This window comes from Cobetia sp. MC34, assembly GCF_018340035.1.
Classification (GTDB): domain Bacteria; phylum Pseudomonadota; class Gammaproteobacteria; order Pseudomonadales; family Halomonadaceae; genus Cobetia; species Cobetia amphilecti.
In genome coordinates, this window is the sequence record NZ_JADPPY010000002.1 from 175,823 (window position 1) to 197,625 (window position 21,803).

Sequence of the window (21,803 nt, forward strand, 5' to 3'; positions counted from 1 at the left end):
AGTAGTGGCTGTCGACCTGTCGCCATGACCAGAACGCCCCGCCTCTTGCGTGTCGATCGACAGCAGGAGGCGGGGCGTTGTCGTTGTCAGAAGCTGGTATCGGAAGTCGGTGTCAGAAGTCGATAGTCAGTAGCGAATGCCATATGCCGACATCAGAAGCGAGTGCCAGAAACCGACACCGCTGTCAGACGCTGGCGGCGGGGGTCAGCACCTGCTGGTAGAGCGAGGCGCCGTGGATGTCCTTCAGCGTCACGGTCAGCGCTTCGCTCTCGGGATCGAGATCCACCTGGCCGAAGAACTGGAAGCCCTCGCTGGGCGACATGTTGGCCCGCCCCTCAGGCGGTGCCTTCACGAATTCGAGTCTCGGCCCGAAGGTGTTGTCCAGCTCGCCGGGACCGAAGGTGCCGGCGTGGATCGGGCCGCTGACGAATTCCCAGAACGGCGTGAAGTCTTTGAAGACGGCGCGCTCGGGCGAGTAGTGGTGCGCGGCGGTGTAGTGCACATCGGCGGTCAGCCAGACCAGATTCTGGATGTCGTGATCGCGCACGAACTTGAGCAGTTCGGCAATCTCCTGCTCGCGCCCCAGTGCCTCGCCATCGCCGTTGGCGCCGTTCTCGAAATTGTCGCCGTCACGCACCAGCAGCCCGATGGGCATGTCGGAGGCGATGACCTTCCAGGTGGCCGTGCTGGCCTTGAGCGACTGCTTGAGCCATGCCAGCTGATCGCGACCCAGGAAGTCGGTCTGTGGACCACGCCCCGTCTGGCGGTTGGCGGAATTGGCACCGCGGAAGCTGCGCATGTCGAGCATGAACATCTCGAGCCCCGGCCCGAAGCTGAAGTTGCGGTGGATGCGCTCCGGCGCGGCTGGGCCGGTGCGCAGCGGCATGTTCTCGAGAAAGGCGCGACGCGCATTGGCGGACAGCACGTCGAGATTCTTCTCGGTGTAGCGATCATCCTCGAGAATCTCGCCCGGGTACCAGTTGTTGGTGGTCTCGTGGTCGTCCCACTGGGCGAACATCGGCACTTCGGCATTGAAGCGGCGCAGGTTCTCGTCCATCAGGTTGTAGGCGTACTGGCCACGATACTCGTCCAGCGTTTCTGCCACCTTGGACTTGGCGGGCGTGACGATATTGCGCCACAGGCTGCCATCGTGCTGGGTGACGCTCTCCTCGAGCGGGCCATCGGCGTAGATGGTATCGCCGGAGTGCAGGAAGAAGTCCGGCTTGACCTGGCGCATGGTCTCGTAGAGGCGCAGGCCACCGAAGTCCGGGTTGATGCCCCAGCCCTGGCCGACGGTGTCACCGGACCACACGAAACGCAGCGCACGCGGTGCCTGGGCGCTCGGCGGCAACACCAGGCGACCGGCGGTGGCCTCGCTGATGGCGCGGTGGTCATCCAGCGCCGCGTAGCGCACCCGGCAGAAGACTTCGCCGCTGGCGTTGGCGCGAGTGCCGATGCGGGTCAGGTCGAGCTTGCTGGTCAGGCCGTCCGCCGGCAGAGCCACCGGGCCGCGCATCTGGAAGGCGCCGCGCATCTCGGGATTGTCGGCCAGTTCGATCAGCATGCGTGCCGGCTTGTCGCTCTGGCTCCACAGCATGGCGCGGCTGGCGGTCACGTCGCCGCTCATCACGCCGGAGGGCATGCGCGGGCGGCGTCCTTCGGCCATCACGATGGCGGGAGCGCCGAGCAGGCCCGTGGTCGCCAGCAGTCCGACCCCGGCACCTTGCAGGCCGCGCCCCAGCAGCTGGCGGCGGTCCATCCGTGACGGGGCGCCGTCGGAGGTGACTGGCGCAGCGCCTGGCGAGGCGGGGGAGGTGGGGGAGGTGGGGGTGGTTTGAGCGGCGTGGGACTTGCGAGAGGAACGCAAAGGCAGCAGATCAGACAGACGGCGGGACATGACGGGCTTCCTTGTAACGGTCTGGCGTCAGGTTGAGATAGAGAGTGGCAACTAAGTGGCAACACAAGTGACATCAGTGCACCAGCCAGCGCGGGACATGCCGCAAAGGCTGACAGCGCTGACGGGAGAGGCTACTTTCCACGTTCAAGATGAAGATCCGGTGTCAGAACCATGATCGCCCCGCGCCGCTCAGGCCCGGCACTCGCAGTGCAAGGTAGTGCGCTCAGCCAGGCCTGTCGCGCGGCTTCCTTCCCGACTCCACCCAAGGACACCTTCGATGCCCCCCTCCATGCCCCCCTCAAGCCCCTCGGAATCCCCGCAATCTGACGCCGCCAGGCTGATCGCGGACAGCCATCCCCAGGCACGGCAGGTGCTCGATTACTGGTTCACTCAGCTCACGCCCAAGGACTGGTTTCGCAAGAGCGATGCCCTCGATGGCCAGCTGCGTGAGCGATTCGCCGCGCGGCTTGAGCAGGCGCTCGCCTGTGAGCTGTGGGAGTGGCGAGCGAGCGTCGGTGGGCGGCTGGCGGAAATCCTGCTGCTGGACCAGTTCGCGCGCAATATCCATCGCGATACTCCGCGCGCCTTCAGTGGCGACAACCTGGCACTCGCGCTCTCCCAGCATGCCGTCGCGCTGGGCGACCTGGACCGCCTTCCGCTGGCCTGGCAGCCCTTCGCGATCATGCCGTGGATGCACAGTGAATCGTTGCGCATCCATGAACACGCCGAACAATTGTTCGCACGCCCCGGCCTCGAGCACACCCTGCGCTATGAGCATCTGCATGCGGACATCGTGCGTAGATTCGGCCGCTACCCGCATCGCAATGCGATTCTCGGTCGCGAGTCCACGTCGGAAGAGATCGCCTTCCTGGGCCAGCCCGGCTCCTCATTCTGACGAATGAAAGATCGCCCCCTTTTAATTGTGTGACGTCGTCTCCAAGACTTGTACAGCGGCGCCAAGCGCCTGTACATCAGCAAGGAAGGAGACAGCAGATGGGTATCATTCTCGGGTTGATCATCGGTGGTCTGGCCGGCTGGATCGCAGGCAACATCATGCGCGGCGGCAGCTTCGGCATTCTTGGCAACATCGTCGTCGGTGTCGTCGGCGGCCTGTTGGGCAGCGTCATCTTCAAGCTGCTGGGGCTGGCCTCCACCGGCATCATCGGCTCGCTGGTCGTCTCGGTCGTGGGGGCGGTGGTGTTGCTGTGGATCGTCTCGAAGGTCAAGTCCAAGGCCTGACGGCGCGGTGTCGAGCCCCGTCAGGCGGTTGTCAGCAAGCGCAAGCAGCAAGTGCAGTCGTCAACAGCAAGTGAAGTCCCTCGCGGGTGTCTGGATGGATTCGATGTAGACACCCGCCGCAGCAACGCCTCTTGTCACCCGGGGCACCTGACTGCCCGGTGATCTGTCACGGCGCCGAGAGGTGCCTTGTTCGAGAAGTGCTTTGACCACAAGTGCTTGGACAAGAAGTACGCCGGCAAGAGGCGGCAAGGCCGAATCATCCTTCAGCGCTACAGTAGTGGCGCGTTGCGGATCTAGCGAAAACAGGAGCGTTTGAGCATGGCGAGCAATGAGCACGATTCAGCACCTTCTTCCCAGTCGAATGCCGACAGCGCGAAGTGCCCCTATCACGAGGGCCAGAATCGCTCGGCAGAGGGAGAGAACCCCTATACCCATCCCAACCGCAATGGGCCGCATGACACCAAGCCCAATGCCGGTGATGGCCATGCCAAGGACGAGGCGCTGGAGACCTATCGCGCCGACGCCGAAGGGCATGACCTGCGCACCAACCAGGGGCTGCGCATCGCGGACAACCACAACTCGCTGAAGGCGGGGGAACGCGGTCCGACCCTGATGGAAGATTTCATCTTCCGCGAGAAGATGAACCACTTCGACAATGAACGTATTCCTGAGCGTATCGTTCACGCGCGTGGCGCGGCCGCGCACGGGTATTTTCAGGCCTACGACAATGCCGCCAGGTATTCCAAGGCCGGCGTGTTCAGCGACCCGTCCAAGAAGACGCCGGTGTTCGTGCGCTTCTCGACCGTGCAGGGCTCGCGTGGTTCCAACGACACGGTACGTGACGTGCGTGGCTTCGCGACCAAGTTCTACACCGATGACGGCAACTGGGACCTGGTCGGCAATGACATGCCGGTGTTCTTCATCCAGGACGCGATGAAGTTTCCTGACTTCGTGCACGCCGTGAAGCCGGAGCCGCACAACGAGATTCCCCAGGGCCAGTCAGCCCACGATACCTTCTGGGACTTCGTGTCACTGATGCCGGAAACCACTCACACCGTGCTGTGGACCATGTCGGACCGCGCCTTCCCGCGTCATTACCGCAACATGGAAGGCTTCGGTGTGCATACCTTCCGTCTGATCGACCGTGAAGGTGTGTCGCGCTTCGTCAAGTTCCACTGGAAGCCGGTGGCTGGTACCTGCTCGCTGATCTGGGATGAAGCCCAGAAGCTGTGGGGACGTGACCCGGACTTCAACCGTCGCATGATGTGGGATGACATCAAGAGCGGCGCGCCGCTGGAGTGGGAGCTGGGCATCCAGGTGGTCGAGGAGAAGGACGAGCACAGCTTCGACTTCGATATCCTCGACCCCACCAAGCTGATCCCCGAATCGCTGGTGCCGGTGGTGCCGATCGGCAAGATGGTGCTGGACCGCAATCCGGACAACTACTTCGCCGAGACCGAGCAGGTCGCCTTCAATCCGGCCAACATCGTGCCGGGGATCGACTTCTCCAATGACCCGCTGCTGCAGGGGCGTCTGTTCTCCTATCTGGATACCCAGATGCTGCGTCTGGGTGGGCCGAACTTCCACGAGATTCCCATCAACCAGCCGGTGTGCCCGTTCCACAACAACCAGCGCGATGCCCAGCATCGTCAGACCATCAACACGGGGCAGGCGTCCTACGAGCCGAACTCCATCGATGGTGGCTGGCCGGCCGAGACCCCGCCGTCCCAGGACGCCCATGGCGGTTTCGAGCCGTATCATGAGCGCATCGAGGCGCATAAGGTACGTGCGCGCAGCGCCTCCTTCGGGGATCACTATTCCCAGGCCACCCTGTTCTGGAACAGCCAGACTGACGTGGAGAAGGAGCACATCATCGCGGCCTACACCTTCGAGCTTTCCAAGGTCGAGCGTCCGTGGATCCGTGAGCGGGTGATCACCGAGATCCTGCCCAACATCGATCTGGAGCTGGCACGTCGCGTCGGTGAGAATCACGGCATCGAGACACCGACCAGCAAGCCCGCGCCGGACGGTGAACTGGGCACCAGCCAGGTCGACAGCGACCCGGCACTGAGCCTGATGGCGCGCCTGCCGGACTCCATCGCCACCCGCAAGGTCGCGATCCTGGCTGCCGATGGCGTCGCCATGGAAGATGTTCGCTCGATCAAGGAACAGCTGGCCGCCGAGGGTGCCGAAGGGTTGTTGATCGCCCCGAGCATGGCGCCGATCAAGGCCGGAGACGGCACCATGCTGTCGCCGGATGCGATGCTCAATGGCCTGCCGTCCGTGACGGTGGATGCCGTCGTCGTCGCTGGCGGCGTGGGTAGCGTCGAGGCGCTGAGCGGCTCGGGCCTGGGACTCTATTATGTCCAGGAAGCCTACAAGCACCTGAAGCCCATCGTGGCGATCTGCGAAGGCAAGGAGCTGCTGGCCGCCGCACGCGTGCCGGTCGAGGAGGGCGTCATCCTGGTGGATGATGTGCTCGCCGCCAGCCTGCCGCTGCGTGATGCCCTGATGGCTCACCGTGTGTGGTCGCGTGATGCGCGTGCCAACCAGATGCCGGCATGAGGCGCTGACGCCCCACAAGGTATGATGTCACTCACCAAGCCCCCTGACCTGCAAAGGTCAGGGGGCTTTTTCATGGTCATGATGTGGTCATTTCCGGACGTGAAGATGGGGTAGCGAAGAAAGGTGAAAACAGGGTTGGTGATACCGCCGGGTCGAGGGCCGTCCTGCGGTTCACGCCGCTGAGAGCGGCTGGTAGGCTCAGTGATAGGGGCTGATTATCGAAGGCATGCTGGTAATTGATTATCGCTATAAGCACCAGGTGCGTAAGGTAAGCAGGCATCAAGGGGCCACAAGCCAGCACATGCCGGGCAGGCATCGGCCCCGACCCGATTCGACAATGGGCTGCAGGCTTTCACATCAAGCAGCGCATGAAAATGTGACATCAGCAGCATCTGGCCTTGCCAGTCGAGTTTGATAGCGCTTTTTTCTACCTGACAGGAGAACGTCTACATGTCCCAGACTCCACGCTATACCACAGGTAACGGCGCCCCGGTGCCTCACGATGACATCAGCCAGACAGCGGGCCCGAATGGTTCACTGACCTTCGACAACTGGCGTCTGTTCGAGAAGCTGGCGCACTTCAACCGTGAGCGCATTCCGGAGCGTGTCGTCCACGCCCGTGGCGTCGCCGCCTACGGCACCTTCACCCTGACCCGTGACCTGTCTGACCTGACCATCGCCCGCTTCCTGCAGGGTGTCGGCAAGCAGACCCCGTTGCTGGCGCGTTTCTCCACCGTGGCCGGTGGCCAGGACAGCGGCGACAACACTCGCGACGTGCGCGGCTTCTCCTTGAAGTTCTACACCGAGGATGGCAACTGGGACATGGTCGGCAACAACACGCCGGTGTTCTTCATCCGCGAGCCGTCCAAGTTCCCTGACTTCATCCATACCCAGAAGAAAGACCCGCGCACCAACATGGTCGACTGGCAGAACCGTTGGGAATTCTGGGCCAACCATCCGCAGGCGCTGCATCAGGTCACCATCCTGATGTCCGACCGCGGTATCCCGAAGTCGCTGACCACCATGAACGGCTACAGCTCGCACACGCTGAGCCTGTGGAACGACAAGGGCGAGCGTGTCTGGGTCAAGTGGCACTTCAAGACTGACCAGGGCCACGAGACGCTGACCGACGATCAAGCGGCGCAGGTCGCCCCGGACTTCCACCAGCACGACATGTTCACCCGCCTCGAGCGTGGCGAGCGTCCGAGCTGGACCGTCAACCTGCAGGTGATGACCGAAGCCCAGGCACGTGACTACCACATCAACCCGTTCGATCTGACCAAGGTGTGGCCGCACGGTGACTTCCCGCTGATGGAAGTCGGCAAGATGGAGCTCAACCGCAACCCGGAGAACTACTTCGCGGAAGTCGAGCAGTCCGTCTTCTCGCCGTCCAACTTCGTGCCGGGTATCGGCGCCTCCCCGGACCGCGTGCTGCAGGCTCGTCTGTGGGCCTACGCCGATGCACACCGCTACCGTGTCGGTGCCAACGCCGAGCAGCTGCCGGTCAACCGTCCGGTCTGCCCGGTCAACCACTACCAGCGTGATGGCGTGATGGCGGGCATGTGCCCGGTCACCGGTCACGGTGGCGGCCCGCTGGGCGGCCAGGTCGGTCAGGGCGTGCCGGGAGAAACGAAGGAAGGTGGCCAGTACTCACGCACCAACTTCTACCCCAACGAGCGTGCCGATCAGGGCGCCCCGGTGCCGGACGCTACCGTCGCCGAGCCGGCGATGCCGCTGGAGCAGAACGCCTGGATGGGCTATCACGACAACAGCGATGAGGATAACTACAGCCAGGCCGGCAACCTCTATCGTCTGTTCGATGAAGGCCAGAAGACGCGCATCACCGACGTCATCGCCGGCACCATGGTAGGCGTCAGCCACGTGGTCCAGGACAAGATGATCGCGCACTTCCGTCAGGCGGATGCCGATTATGGTGATCGTATCGCCACCAAGCTGGCCAAGCTCGATCCGCGCTGAGTCAGTCATGCTGCACCCTTCGTCAGGTCAAAAGTGACCCTTTGAGCTGACGAAAACATCAAGGCCCCCGCCGGTTACCCGGCGGGGGCCTTGTCGTAAGCGGCTGTCAGGGTGCTATCCGACAGTCACAGCGCTGTGCGAAAGACACGCAAGTACAGGCACCTCAGTCGTTGTCGCGCGTGGCCTCATTGCCGTCGGCTTTCTCGCACACGCCCAGCGCCCACAGCAGGAAGGCGTCCTGGCGCGCATTGTCACGCCACGCCTTGAAGCGACCTGAGGCACCGCCGTGGCCGGAGCTCATGTCGGTGCGCAACAGGACCGGATGCGGCGTGCAGTCCATCTGGCGCAGACGCGCATACAGCTTGGCCGGCTCCCAGTAGGGCACGCGGGTGTCATGCCAGCTGCCCTGCAGGAACAGCGGCGGATAGGGCGCGGCACTCAGGTTGTCCAGCGGCGAATAGGCGCGGATGCGACGCCGCGCCTCGTTCTCGTGCGGGTTGCCCCACTCGGTGTATTCCGCGGTGGTCAGCGGCAGCTCCGGGTTTTCCATGGTGCGCAGCACATCGACGAAGGGCACATCGAGCACCGCGGCGCAGAAGGCCTCGGGACGCTTGTTGAGGCTGGCGCCGACCAGCAGACCACCGGCGCTGGCACCGTAGGCGGCAATGCGATCCGCGGCCCCGACGCCCTGCTCGACCAGCGCATCACGCGCGGCGAGGAAGTCATTGAAGCTGTTTTCCTTGTGCTCCAGCTTGCCGGCCAGATACCAGGGCTCGCCACGGTCCCCGCCGCCACGCACGTGGGCGACCGCGAAGGCGACGCCGCGCGTCAGCAGTTCCAGGCGGGCGATCGAGAACCAGGGGTCCAGCGTCTCGCCGTAGGCGCCATAGCCGTAGAGCAATACCGGCAGCGGAGCGTGGGGGCGGCCTGCGTCATCACACAGGTCGCGCCGCATGACCACCGAGACCGGCACCTGCTCGCCATCGTCGGAGGTCGCCCACAGGCGGCGGCTGATCAGCTGCTCGGGCGCGAGATCGCCATGCACGGTCTGACGCTTGAGCAGGCGGCGCTCCCCCGTGTCGAGGTCGAGCTCGATCCAGCTCGGCGGCGTGGTGAAGCTTTCCTCGCGGATGCGCAGGCGGCGAGCGTCGAAATGCGGGCAGTCGCCCAGCCCCTGGCTCAGCGGTTGCTCCGGCATCGCCAGGCGCTCGTCGCGGCAGATCGTCTGTGTCGGTGCCGTGCCCTCGAATTCGATCACGCGCATCCAGGCCTGGGCCTGACGGTGATCGCGTTCATCGACCATCAGCCCCCAGCTGAAGGCCTCGACGCCTTCCAGCGTCACCTCATCGCGGGTGGCGATCAGCGGCTGCCAGTCGCCGGGCGCATGCTCGGAGGCGATATCGAGCTGGAAGTGCGGCGCTTGCCTGTTGTGCAGCACATAGAAGTGGCCGGGGCGGTGATCGACGCCGTACTCGACGCCGGTCTCGCGGGCGCGCACCAGGCGCATCTCACCCAGCGGGGCGTCGGCCTTGAGCAACCAGGTCTCGCTGGTGTCCTTGGAGGCGGTCTCCAGAATCAGCCAGGCGCGTGAGCGGGTCTTGCCCATGCCGACCCAGAATTCGCTGTCTTCCTCGCGATAGAGCAGCGTCTCGGCGCGGCTCGCGACATTCAGACACCAGATCTCGAAGGGGCGCTGAGTGCTGTCATAGCGCGTGAACAGCAGGTGCTGGCCGTCCTCGGCCCACACCAGATCCGGCCCGATATCCTCCAGCAGGCACTCGTCATCGTGGCCGGCGTTGCGTGAGTCGCCATTCGCCGCGTTCAGTGTTGCAAGACGCAGGCTGAACACCTCGTCGCCGCTGGTGTCCAGAGTCCATGCCAGTTGCTGTTCATCCGGGGAGATGGCCATATCGCCCAGCTCGACGAAATCGTGATGGCGCGACAGGCTCTGCAGGTCCAGCAGGCATTCGTGCTGGCGGGTATCGGCGGGGTCGGCGCCGATCGCATGGCGCCACCAGACCGGATAGTCGGCGTCGGCGGCGGTCTCGCTCCAATAGACGTAGTGATCCAGTGCCTCGGCCAGGCTTGAGACGGCCAGTTCGCGGCGCGCAAGATGGCCGTGATAGAGGGCGTCGCTCAGCGGCGCGAGCGGGGCGAACCAGCGATCACTCTCGGCGTTGGCCGCCGTGAGAAAGGTGGTGACCTCTGGCGTGTCGCGTTCTTCAAGCCAGTGCCATTCGGGGTCATCGGCACGATAATGGCGCTGGACGGGGCTATCGGGCATGGCTACCTCTTGAAAGTGGGGTGCTCGAGTGTGTCGGGCGGGCATGGAGTGTAACATTGAGCCTGTCCCACAGCGTGCGCAAGCCCTTGCCTCATGGGAGGCATCGCCGCCGTGAGAGATGAATGCGCAGCCTCTGGTGCCACGCAACGTGTGGCCCCGATGATGGGATGACTCGATGGCTGAACTGAGGTGCCGGCTGCTTCTGCACAGGACAGGTACCCCTCAGAATGTCAGTCTCGACAGGATGTTATGACAGGAGTGAAGGGCATGATGATTTCCGATTCGCTGCCGCAGATGTGGCTGATCTATTTTGGTCTGGCGGCGGTAGTGCTGTTTACCGGCTATATGGCGGTGCGAATACTGCCGCGTTTCCTGCGCTGGATCCTGGTCGGCGGCATCGCCGGCATGATCGCCGTGCCGACCAGTTTTCACGTCACGGCCAGCGTCGCGGAAGATGCCTATACCGGCCTTGCACCGGCCATCGTGGCCTTTGCCGTCAGCGTGGTGCAGAAGGATGGTGGTGGCATGGCCTCGGCCTTCGGCATGCTGGTACTGGGCATCGGGGCCGGCGTGGTGCTGGGCCTGGTGATCTGGTGGCTGGGACGCGGACGTGAACAGCGTCGCCGCGCCGCCCAGCAGCGCCGCCAGCCTCATGGCCACGAGCAGGAGGATGAGGAAGTGCGCGAGGGCCACGCCGCTGGCGCCAGCTTGCGTAGCGAGAAACGTGGCACCCCGGCTCGTGCGTCGGCGCGTACCCGCGCAGGCCGTGACCGTCAGGAACCGTCGCTCTGATCGAGCGTCGTTCGATCAGCGCCAGCCGTGCATTGTCCGAGCGTGGACTAAGGATCTGTCATGCCCCGTGATGTAGCTGTCACTTCGTCTCTTGAGCCAGTCCGTTCACCAGGGCTTGCGTCCGGCTCTTCATCCGGCCCTCTAGCGAAGGTTGCGGGGGCGCGCTGGCTGGCGGCCCTGATGCTGGCGGGCATCAGCCTCGCGTCGCCCTCGGTCTTCGCCGAGCAGGCATCGCCAGCGGCCAACGCCTCGACCAGCGAGTCGGTCAGTGAGTCGGTGAGTGAGCCGGCAAATGAGTCGGCCAGCGAACAGGCTGAGCAGATGCCGTTCGTGGCCCGGGATGTCGCGAGTGACGTGAATGCACGCAGTGGCTCGGCACGCGACATTGCGCCTGACCTGCGCATGGCGATCGATGTCTCCGGCAGCATGAAGCACAACGACCCGACCAATCTGCGCGCCAGTGCGCTGGACCTGCTGGTCACCTTGCTGCCGGAGCGCTCGCGAGCGGGGCTGTGGGGCTTCGGTGAGCAGGTGCAGCCCTTGCTGGCGCTGGGCGCGGTCGATGCGGGCTGGAAGCAGGCGGCCCGCGGGCTGGAAGGGCGGCTGGACGATTACGAGCAGTACACCGATCTCGAGGCGGGCCTGCGTGCCGCCGCCGAAGGCGCCGATGCGAGCATCGATGGCCAGGGGCCGCGTCAGGTCATCCTGCTCTCCGATGGCATGGTCGACCTGCGTGAGCCAAGCAGCGAGAAGGCCGCCTCGGACAGCGCCTCGCGCCAACGCATCACCGATGAGCTGACGCCACAGCTGGCGGCGCACAACATCACGGTGCATACCGTCGCGCTGTCGCGCAATGCCGATATCGACCTGCTGCAGCAGGTCGCCGATGGCACCGGCGGGCTGGCGACGGTCGCCGAGACCCCGGAAGACCTGCTGCGTGCCTTCCTCGGGGCGCTCGACCGTATCGTGCCCGGCGAGCTGGTGCCGCTCGAGGACAAGCGCTTCACCATCGATGGCAGTGTCGAGGAATTCACGGCGCTGGTCTTCCATGGCCCCGATGACAGCGCGCCGGTATTGATCGCGCCGGATGGTCAGCGCTATTCGCTGGCCGACAAGGCGTCGTTGCCCGAGGGCGTGCGCTGGGAACATCAGCCGCGCTATGACCTGATCACCGTGACCGACCCCGAGGCCGGGCAGTGGCGTATCGAAGGGCGGGTGGGCGTCGACAGCCGCATCACCGTGGTATCAGACCTGGCGCTGGTGTCGCGCCCGCTGCCGGCCACGCTGTATCGCGGCTTTGGCTATTCCCTCTCAGCCTCGCTGGTCGACGGCGCACGTGATGTCGACGAGCAGGACTTCCTGGCGACGCTTGACGGCAATGCGCGTCTGGTGCCGGAAGACGAGGGTGGCATGTCAGCAGAAATGGCAGCCGTGACCAGCGCCCAGCAGCGCGGTCTTGAGCGTGACGGCGCGCAGTTCAGCGTCAACATGCCGCCGCCGCCGCAACCGGGTGGCGCTCGCCTGACGCTGACCATCGAGGGCCAGCGCGATGGCGCGCCCTTTGCACGTCAGTTGAGCCAGCGCACCAGCGTGGTCGACCCGCTGCTGGTCGAGCCGATCGGTGGCAATGCGCAGAATGCGACGCCGCCGAGCGCGCTGGAGGTCAGCGCGCGTCATCCGCTGCTCAACACCGCCAATACCCAGCTGGACGCGACGCTGCAGGGCGAGCCGTTGAGCGTGGCGGAAGCAGGCGAGAGTCGCTGGCGTATCGAACTGCCGCCGCTGGAACGTGACGTCAGTGCCGATGTGCAGATCAGCGCGCGCATCGCACTGGGCGGGAGTTCGCGGGTGATCGATCTGGCGCCCTATACCCTCAACGAGAATGCGGCGCGGCGCGCTGCCAATCTGGACCGCTCGCCCATCGAGGGTGAGTCCTTCGGTGAGATTCAGGGCCTGGATCAGGCGGTAGAGGAGAAGGAAGACCTCAATGATCTGCTGATGAAGGGCCGCCTGCCCATCGACAAGGTGCCTGCGTTGATCAGTCAGTGGTTCGAAGGAGCTTCGGACTTTGCCCAGCGTGAGGCAGAATCACCGCAAAGCCGCATGATCGCTTACGCCGTGGCCGGTGTGATCGGCCTGCTGGTAGTGATCATGTTGGTGCGTCGCATGACGCGCAAGCCGACTCAGCGGGAGGAACCCCATGTGTGAACTGCTCGGCATGAGTGCCAATGTGCCGACCGATATCTGCTTCAGCTTCGCCGGTTTTCTGCAGCGAGGCGGGGGTACTGGTCCGCACCGCGATGGTTGGGGAATCGCCTTCTATGAAGAGGGCGGTTATCGCGAATTCCGTGACCCGCATCCGTCGGTGGATTCACCCATCGCGCGCATGATTCTCGACTATCCGATCAAGTCGCAGATGGTCATCAGCCATATTCGCCAGGCCAATGTCGGCCAGGTGACACTGGCCAATACCCATCCGTTCACGCGTGAGCTGTGGGGCCGTCAGTGGTGCTATGCCCACAACGGTCAGCTGGCGGACTGGCAGGCATTGCCCCTGCCGTACTATCGCCCGGTGGGCAGTACGGACAGCGAGCACGCTGCCTGCTTTCTGCTCGGCGAGATCCGGCGCGCCTTCCCGAATCCGCCGGCGCGGTGCGAAGACCTGTGGCGGCATCTGCACGCCCAGTGCGAGCGTCTGCGCGGGCTTGGCGTCTTCAATCTGCTGCTCTCCGACGGCGTGCATCTCTACGCCTACTGCTCCACCAAGCTGGCGCACATCACGCGCCGTGCGCCCTTCGGGCAGGCGAGCCTCACCGACTTCGAGATGAGCGTCGACTTCCAGCAGCACACCACCGATGCCGATGTGGTCTCGGTGATCGCCACCGATCCGCTGACCGACAATGAGCAATGGCAGCGCCTGCTGCCGGGGCAGCTGGTGGTGTTCCGCGAAGGCGAGCTGGTCGCCAGTCTCGGTGGCGAGTTGCCGCTGAGCCAGGACGAGCAGGAGCAGGCCGAGAGCGGGGCGGTCGATCGCACCGCCACCGCGCGCCGCAAGCCGGATTGGCTGGCTTCTGACTTGAGCTGCTGACGCTTGGTGATCCGCTGAGCGACGCAGAAAGAGCGTGAATGCCTGACACACGAAGGGCCGCAATCGCGGCCCTTCGTGTTTGCGGCTTTTGCCTGGTCAACGCGTGAGGCTCAGCCTTCGACGTCGTCGAACATGCCGGCGAACATCGGCGAGGACAGGTAGCGCTCGCCGCTGTCCGGCAGGATGACGACGATGGACTTGTCGGCGTAGGCCGGGTCTTCCGCCAGACGCAGCGCCGCGGTCATCGCCGCACCGCAGGAGATGCCGCACATGATGCCTTCTTCCTGCATGATGCGACGCGCCATGGCCATGGCGTCTTCACTGGCGACGGGCTCGACGCGGTCGATCAGCGCCAGGTCCAGGTTGTCGGGAATGAAGTTGGCACCGATGCCCTGGATCTTGTGCGGGGCCGGCGTGATCGACTCGCCCTGCATGCGCTGGGTGATGATGGCGGATTCCGCCGGCTCCACCGCCACGGCTTCGAGTGACTGGCCGCGCACTGTCTTGAAGTAGCGGGCGATACCGCTGATGGTGCCGCCGGTACCGACGCCCGCCACCAGCACGTCCATCTCGCCATCCAGCGCGTCCCACAGCTCCGGGCCGGTGGTTTCTTCGTGGATGCGTGGGTTGGCCGGATTGGAGAACTGCTGCGGCAGGAAATAGCGTTCCGGCTCGGCCTTCTTGAGCTCACAGGCCTTGTCGATGGCGCCCTGCATGCCCTTGGCGGGGTCGGTCAGCACCAGGTTGGCGCCGAGGGATTTCAGCACCTTGCGGCGCTCCATGCTCATGGAGGAGGGCATGGTCAGCGTGACGGGGTAGCCACGCGCCGCACCGACGAAGGCCAGGGCGATGCCGGTGTTGCCGGAGGTCGGCTCGACGATCTCCATGCCCGGCTTGAGCTCGCCACGTTCTTCGGCGTCCCACACCATGCTGGCCCCGATACGACACTTGACCGAGAAGGCCGGATTGCGGGCTTCCACCTTGGCGTACAGGCGTGGGTGACTGCTGAGGCGGTTGATCTTGACCAGCGGGGTGTTGCCGATGGCCTGTGAGTTGTCCTGATAGATCTTGCCCATGCGAGGTCCTCTGGGTATCTGGCGGCTAGACAGCGAGCATGTCCGCTGCTTGAGTGAAGTGATGATGCTCAGCAACGGCTGTCGCGACTGTATGAGCATAAGGTTAAGGGCTAGCCGAGCGCGACTCAAAGGCCTGAAGCGCATAACGACATGGCAAGGTTGGCAGTCGCGGCTAGTCTCTGACCAAGGTCGTACAAGAGTAGTGATCTGATTCAACGAGACTTTTTCGGATGTGAACGATGGTTTCAATCGGTCGTTTTACATCATTGGCGTGACTGGTTAAGGTGAAGCGCGGCGGCCCTGGAGGTTCTTGCCGGGGTGTCGTCGGTGTATTGCCGGCACCTGCGCGCGCGTTGTCGCGCCGTCCTTTTCCCCATCACGCCGTCATTCATGTCATTGTTCACATGTGGGCGTGACGCCCTGATAACAACAAGTGCTGAATTCTCGCCTGTGGCTGCCAGTGAAAGACTCCGCGCCCGGCCACGATCCAGCAGACGAATGCAGTCATGGAGCCCAAGCCATGCATGATGCCAATCCTGCCAACGCCTCGGCAGACCCGGAAGCCGACAAGGCGTCTGATCACGCTGGCCCCGTGACCGGGGACGCCAACCTGATCGTCAGCGGTGAGCCGTTGTCCGGTCTCGAGGATTACCCCTCGATTCTCGAGGTCTTCGAGGCCAGCTGCGCCAACTATGCCGAGCGTCCGGCCTTCAGCTGCATGGACAAGACGCTCAGCTACGCCGATGTGGACCGCCTGTCGCGCAATTTCGCCGCCTGGCTGGAACACGAGACCGGCCTTGAGCCCGGTGATCGCATCGCCATCCAGCTGCCGAATCTGCTGCAGTTCCCGGTGGCGGTATTCGGCGCGTTGCGCGCCGGTCTGGTGGTGGTCAACACCAACCCGCTTTACACCGAGCGCGAGATGCAGCACCAGTTCCATGACTCCGGCGCTCGCGCCATCGTGATTCTGGCCAACATGGCGGACAAGCTTGAGAAGGTGCTCAAGCGCACGTCCATCGAGGAGGTCATCATCACCGAGATCGGTGACCTGCATGACTTCCCCAAGCGTCCACTGATCAATCTGGCGGTGCGCTACGTCAAGAAGATGGTGCCGAAGTACCACCTGCCCGAGGCACACGGCCTGCGTGACGTGCTCAAGCGCGGGGCGGGGCTCTCGCACACGCGTGTCACGCGCCAGCCCGAGGACATCGCCGCGCTGCAGTACACCGGCGGCACCACCGGGGTTGCCAAGGGCACCATGCTGACCCACCGCAATCTGGTCGCCAACATGCTGCAGGCGCGCGGCGTGATCAGTGATGTGCTCAATGAAGGCCAGGAGGTGCTGATCGCGCCGCTGCCGGTCTATCACATCTATACCTTCACGGTGAATTGCCTCTACAGCATGGAAAGCGGCAACCACAGCGTGCTGATCACCAATCCGCGCGATATCGATGGCTTCATCAAGACACTGGCCAGGACACCGTTCACCGCCTTCGTCGGCCTCAACACGCTGTTCTCGGCGCTGTGTCAGCGTGATGACTTCAAGGCGCTGGACTTCTCGAGTCTCAAGCTGACCATCTCCGGCGGCATGGCGCTGACGCGCAGCGCGGCCGAACGCTGGGAAGCCGTCACCGGCTGCCCGATCGCCGAGGGCTACGGCATGACCGAGACCTCGCCCATCGTCAGCTTCAATCCGCCGCGTGAGCTGCAGCTGGGCACCATCGGCAAGCCGGTGCCGGGCACCGAGCTCAAGGTGGTGGACGCCGATGGCGTGACGCTGGGGCGCGATGCGCCGGGCGAGCTGTGCGTGCGCGGCCCCCAGGTGATGAAGGGTTACTGGCAGCGTGACGACGCCACGCGTGAGGCGATGGATGACGAGGGCTTCATCCGCACCGGCGATATCGCGGTCATCCAGCAAGATGATTTCGTGCGCATCGTCGATCGCAAGAAGGACATGATCATCGTCTCCGGCTTCAATGTATTCCCCAACGAGATCGAGGACGTGGTCAGCGGCCATCCGGATATCGTCGAGGCGGCGGCAGTGGGCGTGCCGGACGAGCAGAGCGGCGAGGCGATCAAGCTGTTCGTGGTCTCAAGCAACCCGGATCTGGATCGCGACAGCCTGCGCAGCTGGTGCAAGGAGCAGCTGACCGGCTACAAGGTGCCGCGTTTCGTCGAATTCCGCGATGAACTGCCCAAGACCAACGTCGGCAAGGTGCTGCGTCGTGAGCTGCGCGACAGCGAAGAGAGCGGTGGCAATACGCCGCTACGCGAGCACTGAGAGAAGCGCTGAGAGAAGCGCTGAGCCGGCGGCGTGGCAGGGAACAAGCGCCGCCAAGGTTGGGCGCGGCTACGCGCAGGGCTACAATGGACGGCCCGTCACTTGTTGACGGGCCGTTTTGTCATTCAGGCGTCATGGCTTGCTGCCTCGTGCAGGCGAGCGTGAAGCTGAATTCCCGAGAGTTTCCGGCTGCGCGCGTGGCGTGTGGTCGCTGGTTGAGAAGAGGCAGTCCTTGAGCGACACCGCTACCGCACCGTCCGAACATGCGCGTCTTGAAGCCCTCGCGGCTCGCCTTGAACGCGCCCTGAGCCGTGATCAGCGCGAGCTGGGCAAGCGCCTGGCTGGCCTGCGGCGGCGTCTCAAGGAAGGCAAGCCGGTCGATCGTGCCATCAACGACATCGAGAGCCGCCTGGAGGCGAGCATCGCCCAGCGCGCCGCGCGCGAGACGGCACTGGCACGCTGGCAGACACCCGCCGCGCTCAACTATCCGCCGGAACTGCCGGTGGTGGAGCGTCGCGAAGACATCCTCGCCGCGCTTGCCGAGCATCAGATCGTGGTGGTCGCCGGTGAGACCGGCTCGGGCAAGACCACCCAGCTGCCCAAGCTGTGTCTGGAGATGGGGCTGGGGCGCAATGGCCTGATCGGTCACACCCAGCCACGCCGTCTGGCGGCGCGCTCGGTGGCGGCGCGTCTGGCCGAGGAGCTCGAGACGACGCTCGGCGAGACGGTCGGCTATCAGGTGCGCTTCAACGACACTACCGGCCCGTCGACGCTGATCAAGCTGATGACCGACGGTATCCTCCTGGCGGAAACCCAGCATGATCCGGACCTGAGCCGCTACGAGGCGATCATCATCGATGAGGCCCACGAGCGCAGTCTGAACATCGACTTCCTGCTCGGTTATCTCAAGCGTCTCACCGCGCGCCGTCCGGACCTCAAGATCATCATCACCTCGGCGACCATCGACGTGGAGCGCTTCAGTCAGCACTTCGCGGCCCAGGATGGCACGCCGGCGCCCATCGTCTCGGTCAGCGGGCGCAACTTCCCGGTCGAGACCCAGTACCTGCCGCTGGTGCGCGATGCCGAGGATGAGGAAGATCTCAGCCTGCAGGAAGGTATCCTGCGCGCAGTGGAAGAGCTGTCGGTGATCGAGCGCGAGAAGGGCTGGATGCAGGGCCCGCGTGACGTGCTGATCTTCCTGCCCGGCGAGCGTGAGATCCGCGCCACCGCGGACACTCTGCGTCGCGCCCAGCTGCGTGATACCGAGGTACTGCCGCTGTACGCGCGCCTCTCGAACGAAGAGCAGAACCGCGTCTTCCAGCCGCATCGTGGCCGCCGCATCGTGCTGGCCACCAATGTCGCCGAGACTTCGCTGACCGTGCCGGGCATCCGCTACGTGATCGACCCGGGCCTGGTGCGCATCAGCCGCTACAGTTATCGCTCCAAGATCCAGCGTCTGCCGGTGGAACCGATCAGCCAGGCCAGCGCCAACCAGCGCAAGGGCCGCTGCGGGCGTATCGCCGAAGGCCTGTGCATCCGCCTCTACAGCGAGGAGGACTTCCTCGCGCGCCCGGAATACACCGAGCCGGAAATCCAGCGCACCAACCTGGCCTCGGTGATCCTGTCGATGCTGTCGCTCAAGCTGGGCGATATCGAGAAGTTTCCCTTCGTCGATGCGCCGGATTCGCGCTTCGTCACCGATGGCTTCCGCCTGCTGCGCGAGCTGGGCGCGGTGGATGAACACAACCGTCTGAGCCGTGATGGCCGCACCCTGGCGCGTCTGCCCATCGACCCGCGTCTGGCGCGCATGGTGCTTGAGGGCGCCTCGCGCGGCTGCCTGCGTGAAGTGCTGATCATCGTCAGCGCGCTGTCGATCCAGGACCCGCGCGAGCGTCCCGCCGACAAGCGCCAGCAGGCCGATCAGATCCACCACGAGTGGGATGATGACAACTCCGACTTCGTCAGCTGGCTGAATCTGTGGGAAGGCTTCGAACTGGCGCGGGATGCGCTGGGTGCCAACCCGCTGCGCCGCTGGTGCAAGGCGCGTTTCCTCAACTATCTGCGCCTGCGCGAGTGGCATGACACCTTCCGTCAGCTCAAGCAGCTGACGCGCGACCTGGGGCTGGAGATGACCAGCGCCCAGCACGAGCGCGACGCCGAGGCGCAGGCCGAGGTCACCGCGCGGGTACTGGCCTCACCGGGACAGGGCCGCCGCCCGTCGGTGGCCATCGATCACGAATCACTGCATCGCGCGCTGTTGACCGGGCTGCTCTCCAATCTTGGCCTCAAGCAGGAAAACCGCGAGTATCTCGGCGCGCGCAACCGACGCTTCTTCGTCCACCCGGGCTCCGGTGTGGCCAAGAAGTCGCCCAAGTGGGTGATGGCGGCCGAGATGGTCGAGACCACCAAGCTCTACGCGCGTCAGGTCGCGGCGATCAAGCCCGAGTGGGTCGAGCCGCTGGCCGAGCATCTGGTCAAGCGCAGCTACAGCGAGCCGCACTGGGAGATGAAGCGTGCCCAGGTGGTCGCCAGTGAGCAGGTGACCCTGTTCGGGCTGCCCATCGTCACCGCGCGCAAGGTGCATTACGGCCCGCTGGCGCCGGAAGAGTCTCGCGAGCTGTTCATTCGCCGTGCGCTGGTCGAGGGCGAATTCCAGACCCGTGCGCCGTTCTTCGCCCACAATCGCGGCCTGATGGATGAGGTCGGTGAGCTTGAGGACCGTGCGCGCAAGCGTGACATCCTCGTCGACGAAGAGACGCTGTTCGCCTTCTATGCCGAGCGCATTCCGGAAGGCATCTACAACGGGCGCAGCTTCGACAAGTGGCGCAAGGAGGCCGAGCGCGACAACCCCGATGTCCTGCATCTGAATCTCGACGACCTGATGGCGCGCGACGCCGAGGAAGTCACCGTCGCGCGCTACCCCGAACAGCTGCACCACAACAGCGTCGCCTACCCGCTGAGCTATCACTTCGCGCCCGGTGCGGTGGATGACGGCGTGACGATGATCGTGCCGGCGGCGATGCTGTCGCAGCTGCCGCGCTATCGCATCGAATGGCTGGTACCGGGGCTGTTGCGCGACAAGGCCATCGCGTTGATGAAGTCGCTGCCCAAGCAGTACCGCAAGCAGGTGGTGCCGATTCCCAACTGGGTCGATGCCGCACTTGAGGCGCTGACCCCGGACGACGTGCCGCTGACCGATGCGCTGGCCGAGTTCATGCGCGTCAAGACTGGCCTGCGCCTGCCGCAGGATGCCTGGGCGCCCGAAACGCTGGAACCGCACCTGAAGATGAACCTGCGCATCGTCGATCAGGATGGCAAGGTGCTGGGCGAAGGGCGGGACCTCGAAGCGCTGGAAGCGCGCTTCAAGGACTCGGCCGCGGCCGCCGCGCGGGCGATGGCCAACCGCAGTCGTGAAGCCGACAGCGAAGTGCTGGAAGATCTGCCGGAAACGCCGATCGCCACCTCGCACAGCACCACCCAGGCGGGCATCCGCGTCGAGGCCTATCCGGCGCTGGTGGTGAAGGCGGCGGCCCCCGCCGACAGCGGCATGAGTGCCAAGCAGCGCAAGCTGGCGCGCAAGACCGGCAAGAACAGCGCGCCGTCCAGTCATGCGCCTGCCAGCGCGACGGCTCAGGTCGAGCAGAATCTGAGCGTGGAGCTGTTCGATCATCCGGCCAAGGCCGCCGCCGCGCACCGTGATGGCATCACGCGCCTGGCGATGGCACGCCTGCCCGACCAGGTGCGCTATCTGGACCGTGACCTCAAGGCGCTGGAGCGCTGTGCGCTGCTGTTCGCCAAGGTCGGCACGCGTCGCCAGCTGGCGGATGACTTCATCTACAGCGTCTTCGAGCAGGTGATGGCCGTCGAGCCGCTGCCGCGTTCGCGCAGCGAACTGCAGGCGCGTCTCGATGACAAGCGGGCCGAGCTGGTGCCGCACGCCGAGGCGCTGCTCAAGCCGCTGGAAGCCGCGCTCAAGCAGCATCTGGAGCTATCCAAGCGCCTCAAGGGCAAGATCGACTTCTCGATGGCGCTGGTGGTGGCTGACCTCAAGGCCCAGCAGGCACGCCTGATCACGCCGGGCTTCATCCAGGCCTCCGGTGAATGGCTGCATCAGCTGCCGCGCTATGTGGAGGCGATGCTGATCCGTCTCGACAAGGCGCCGCGTGAGCGCATGCGCGACCAGCGTGACATGGAGGAGGTCAAGGGCTTCGAATCCCGTCTTGATGCCCGCCTGAGCAAGGCGCGCGAGCAGGGGCTGCCGGATGCGGAGCTGGAAGAGTTCGGCTGGTGGCTGCAGGAACTGCGCGTCTCGCTGTTTGCCCAGCAGCTCGGCACCCTGGAGACCGTCTCCGCCAAGCGCCTCGAGAAGCGCTGGCAGGAGCTGATGGCGCGCCGCTGATGTCCTGAGGCTGAGCTCTGCCCTGGCTGAAGCTCTGCCTTGTCGGGGGCCATTCCAGGGCGCTGTGCGTGGCATCAGGGGCTTGCGTGACCGGTACGTGGAGGCGTGCCGCGGCGGGATGGCCCAAGCTGCAGACAGGAATTGCTGTTTAAGCATTCACTGTGATCGCCCGACAAATGCTGACTCGGGCGTCTGGAATCGCCGA

At 64.7% G+C, this 21,803-nt stretch carries 12 protein-coding genes; 9 read left to right on the forward strand and 3 right to left on the reverse strand.

Features of this window, described 5'->3' with window-relative positions; genetic code table 11:
• Positions 1-184 precede the first annotated feature (184 nt).
• On the reverse strand, positions 185-1,897 hold the full coding sequence (locus tag IZU87_RS02015; RefSeq protein WP_249330383.1) for an alkaline phosphatase D family protein: 1,713 nt from the start codon (positions 1,895-1,897) through the stop codon (positions 185-187).
• A 277-nt stretch (positions 1,898-2,174) separates the two neighbouring features.
• Here IZU87_RS02015 and IZU87_RS02020 point away from each other — a divergent pair, with 277 nt between their 5' ends.
• The 4 genes from IZU87_RS02020 to IZU87_RS02035 all read left to right on the forward strand — a co-directional run bounded on the left by IZU87_RS02020 (position 2,175) and on the right by IZU87_RS02035 (position 7,678).
• Positions 2,175-2,792, forward strand: coding sequence for a DUF924 family protein (locus IZU87_RS02020; RefSeq protein ID WP_249330384.1), 618 nt, complete (start codon positions 2,175-2,177; stop codon positions 2,790-2,792).
• Between the two features lie 98 nt (positions 2,793-2,890).
• Entirely contained in the window at positions 2,891-3,136 is a 246-nt protein-coding gene (locus IZU87_RS02025; protein ID WP_043333988.1) for a GlsB/YeaQ/YmgE family stress response membrane protein, read from the forward strand.
• Between the two features lie 318 nt (positions 3,137-3,454).
• Positions 3,455-5,701, forward strand: a complete 2,247-nt coding sequence (gene katE / locus IZU87_RS02030) for a catalase HPII (RefSeq protein WP_213113519.1) — start codon at positions 3,455-3,457, stop codon at positions 5,699-5,701.
• Between the two features lie 450 nt (positions 5,702-6,151).
• Entirely contained in the window at positions 6,152-7,678 is a 1,527-nt protein-coding gene (locus IZU87_RS02035) for a catalase (protein ID WP_153635106.1), read from the forward strand.
• A 163-nt stretch (positions 7,679-7,841) separates the two neighbouring features.
• On the opposite strand, the gene IZU87_RS02040 is transcribed toward IZU87_RS02035, so the two are convergent.
• Positions 7,842-9,962: a S9 family peptidase gene (locus IZU87_RS02040; protein WP_249330385.1), complete on the reverse strand. Its 2,121-nt coding sequence runs from the start codon at positions 9,960-9,962 to the stop codon at positions 7,842-7,844.
• A 267-nt stretch (positions 9,963-10,229) separates the two neighbouring features.
• On the opposite strand from IZU87_RS02040, the gene IZU87_RS02045 reads away from it, so the two are divergent.
• The 3 genes from IZU87_RS02045 to IZU87_RS02055 are packed head-to-tail and all read left to right on the forward strand — an operon-like array spanning position 10,230 to position 13,842.
• Positions 10,230-10,754, forward strand: a complete 525-nt coding sequence (locus IZU87_RS02045; RefSeq protein ID WP_213113521.1) for a hypothetical protein — start codon at positions 10,230-10,232, stop codon at positions 10,752-10,754.
• Between the two features lie 60 nt (positions 10,755-10,814).
• Positions 10,815-12,962, forward strand: coding sequence for a VWA domain-containing protein (locus IZU87_RS02050; protein ID WP_213113522.1), 2,148 nt, complete (start codon positions 10,815-10,817; stop codon positions 12,960-12,962).
• Positions 12,955-13,842: a class II glutamine amidotransferase gene (locus IZU87_RS02055; RefSeq protein ID WP_213113523.1), complete on the forward strand. Its 888-nt coding sequence runs from the start codon at positions 12,955-12,957 to the stop codon at positions 13,840-13,842. Before IZU87_RS02050 ends, IZU87_RS02055 begins: the two co-directional genes overlap by 8 nt.
• 110 nt (positions 13,843-13,952) lie before the next feature.
• Here the strand turns inward: IZU87_RS02055 and cysK are convergent, their stop codons facing one another.
• Positions 13,953-14,918, reverse strand: coding sequence for a cysteine synthase A (gene cysK, locus IZU87_RS02060; RefSeq protein WP_213113524.1), 966 nt, complete (start codon positions 14,916-14,918; stop codon positions 13,953-13,955).
• Positions 14,919-15,438: 520 nt separating this feature from the next.
• Here cysK and IZU87_RS02065 point away from each other — a divergent pair.
• Together IZU87_RS02065 and hrpA are read left to right on the forward strand one after the other, a co-directional pair.
• Positions 15,439-17,199, forward strand: coding sequence for an AMP-binding protein (locus IZU87_RS02065; protein WP_213113525.1), 1,761 nt, complete (start codon positions 15,439-15,441; stop codon positions 17,197-17,199).
• A 232-nt stretch (positions 17,200-17,431) separates the two neighbouring features.
• Positions 17,432-21,598, forward strand: coding sequence for an ATP-dependent RNA helicase HrpA (hrpA, locus tag IZU87_RS02070; RefSeq protein ID WP_213113526.1), 4,167 nt, complete (start codon positions 17,432-17,434; stop codon positions 21,596-21,598).
• Positions 21,599-21,803: the final 205 nt, after the last annotated feature.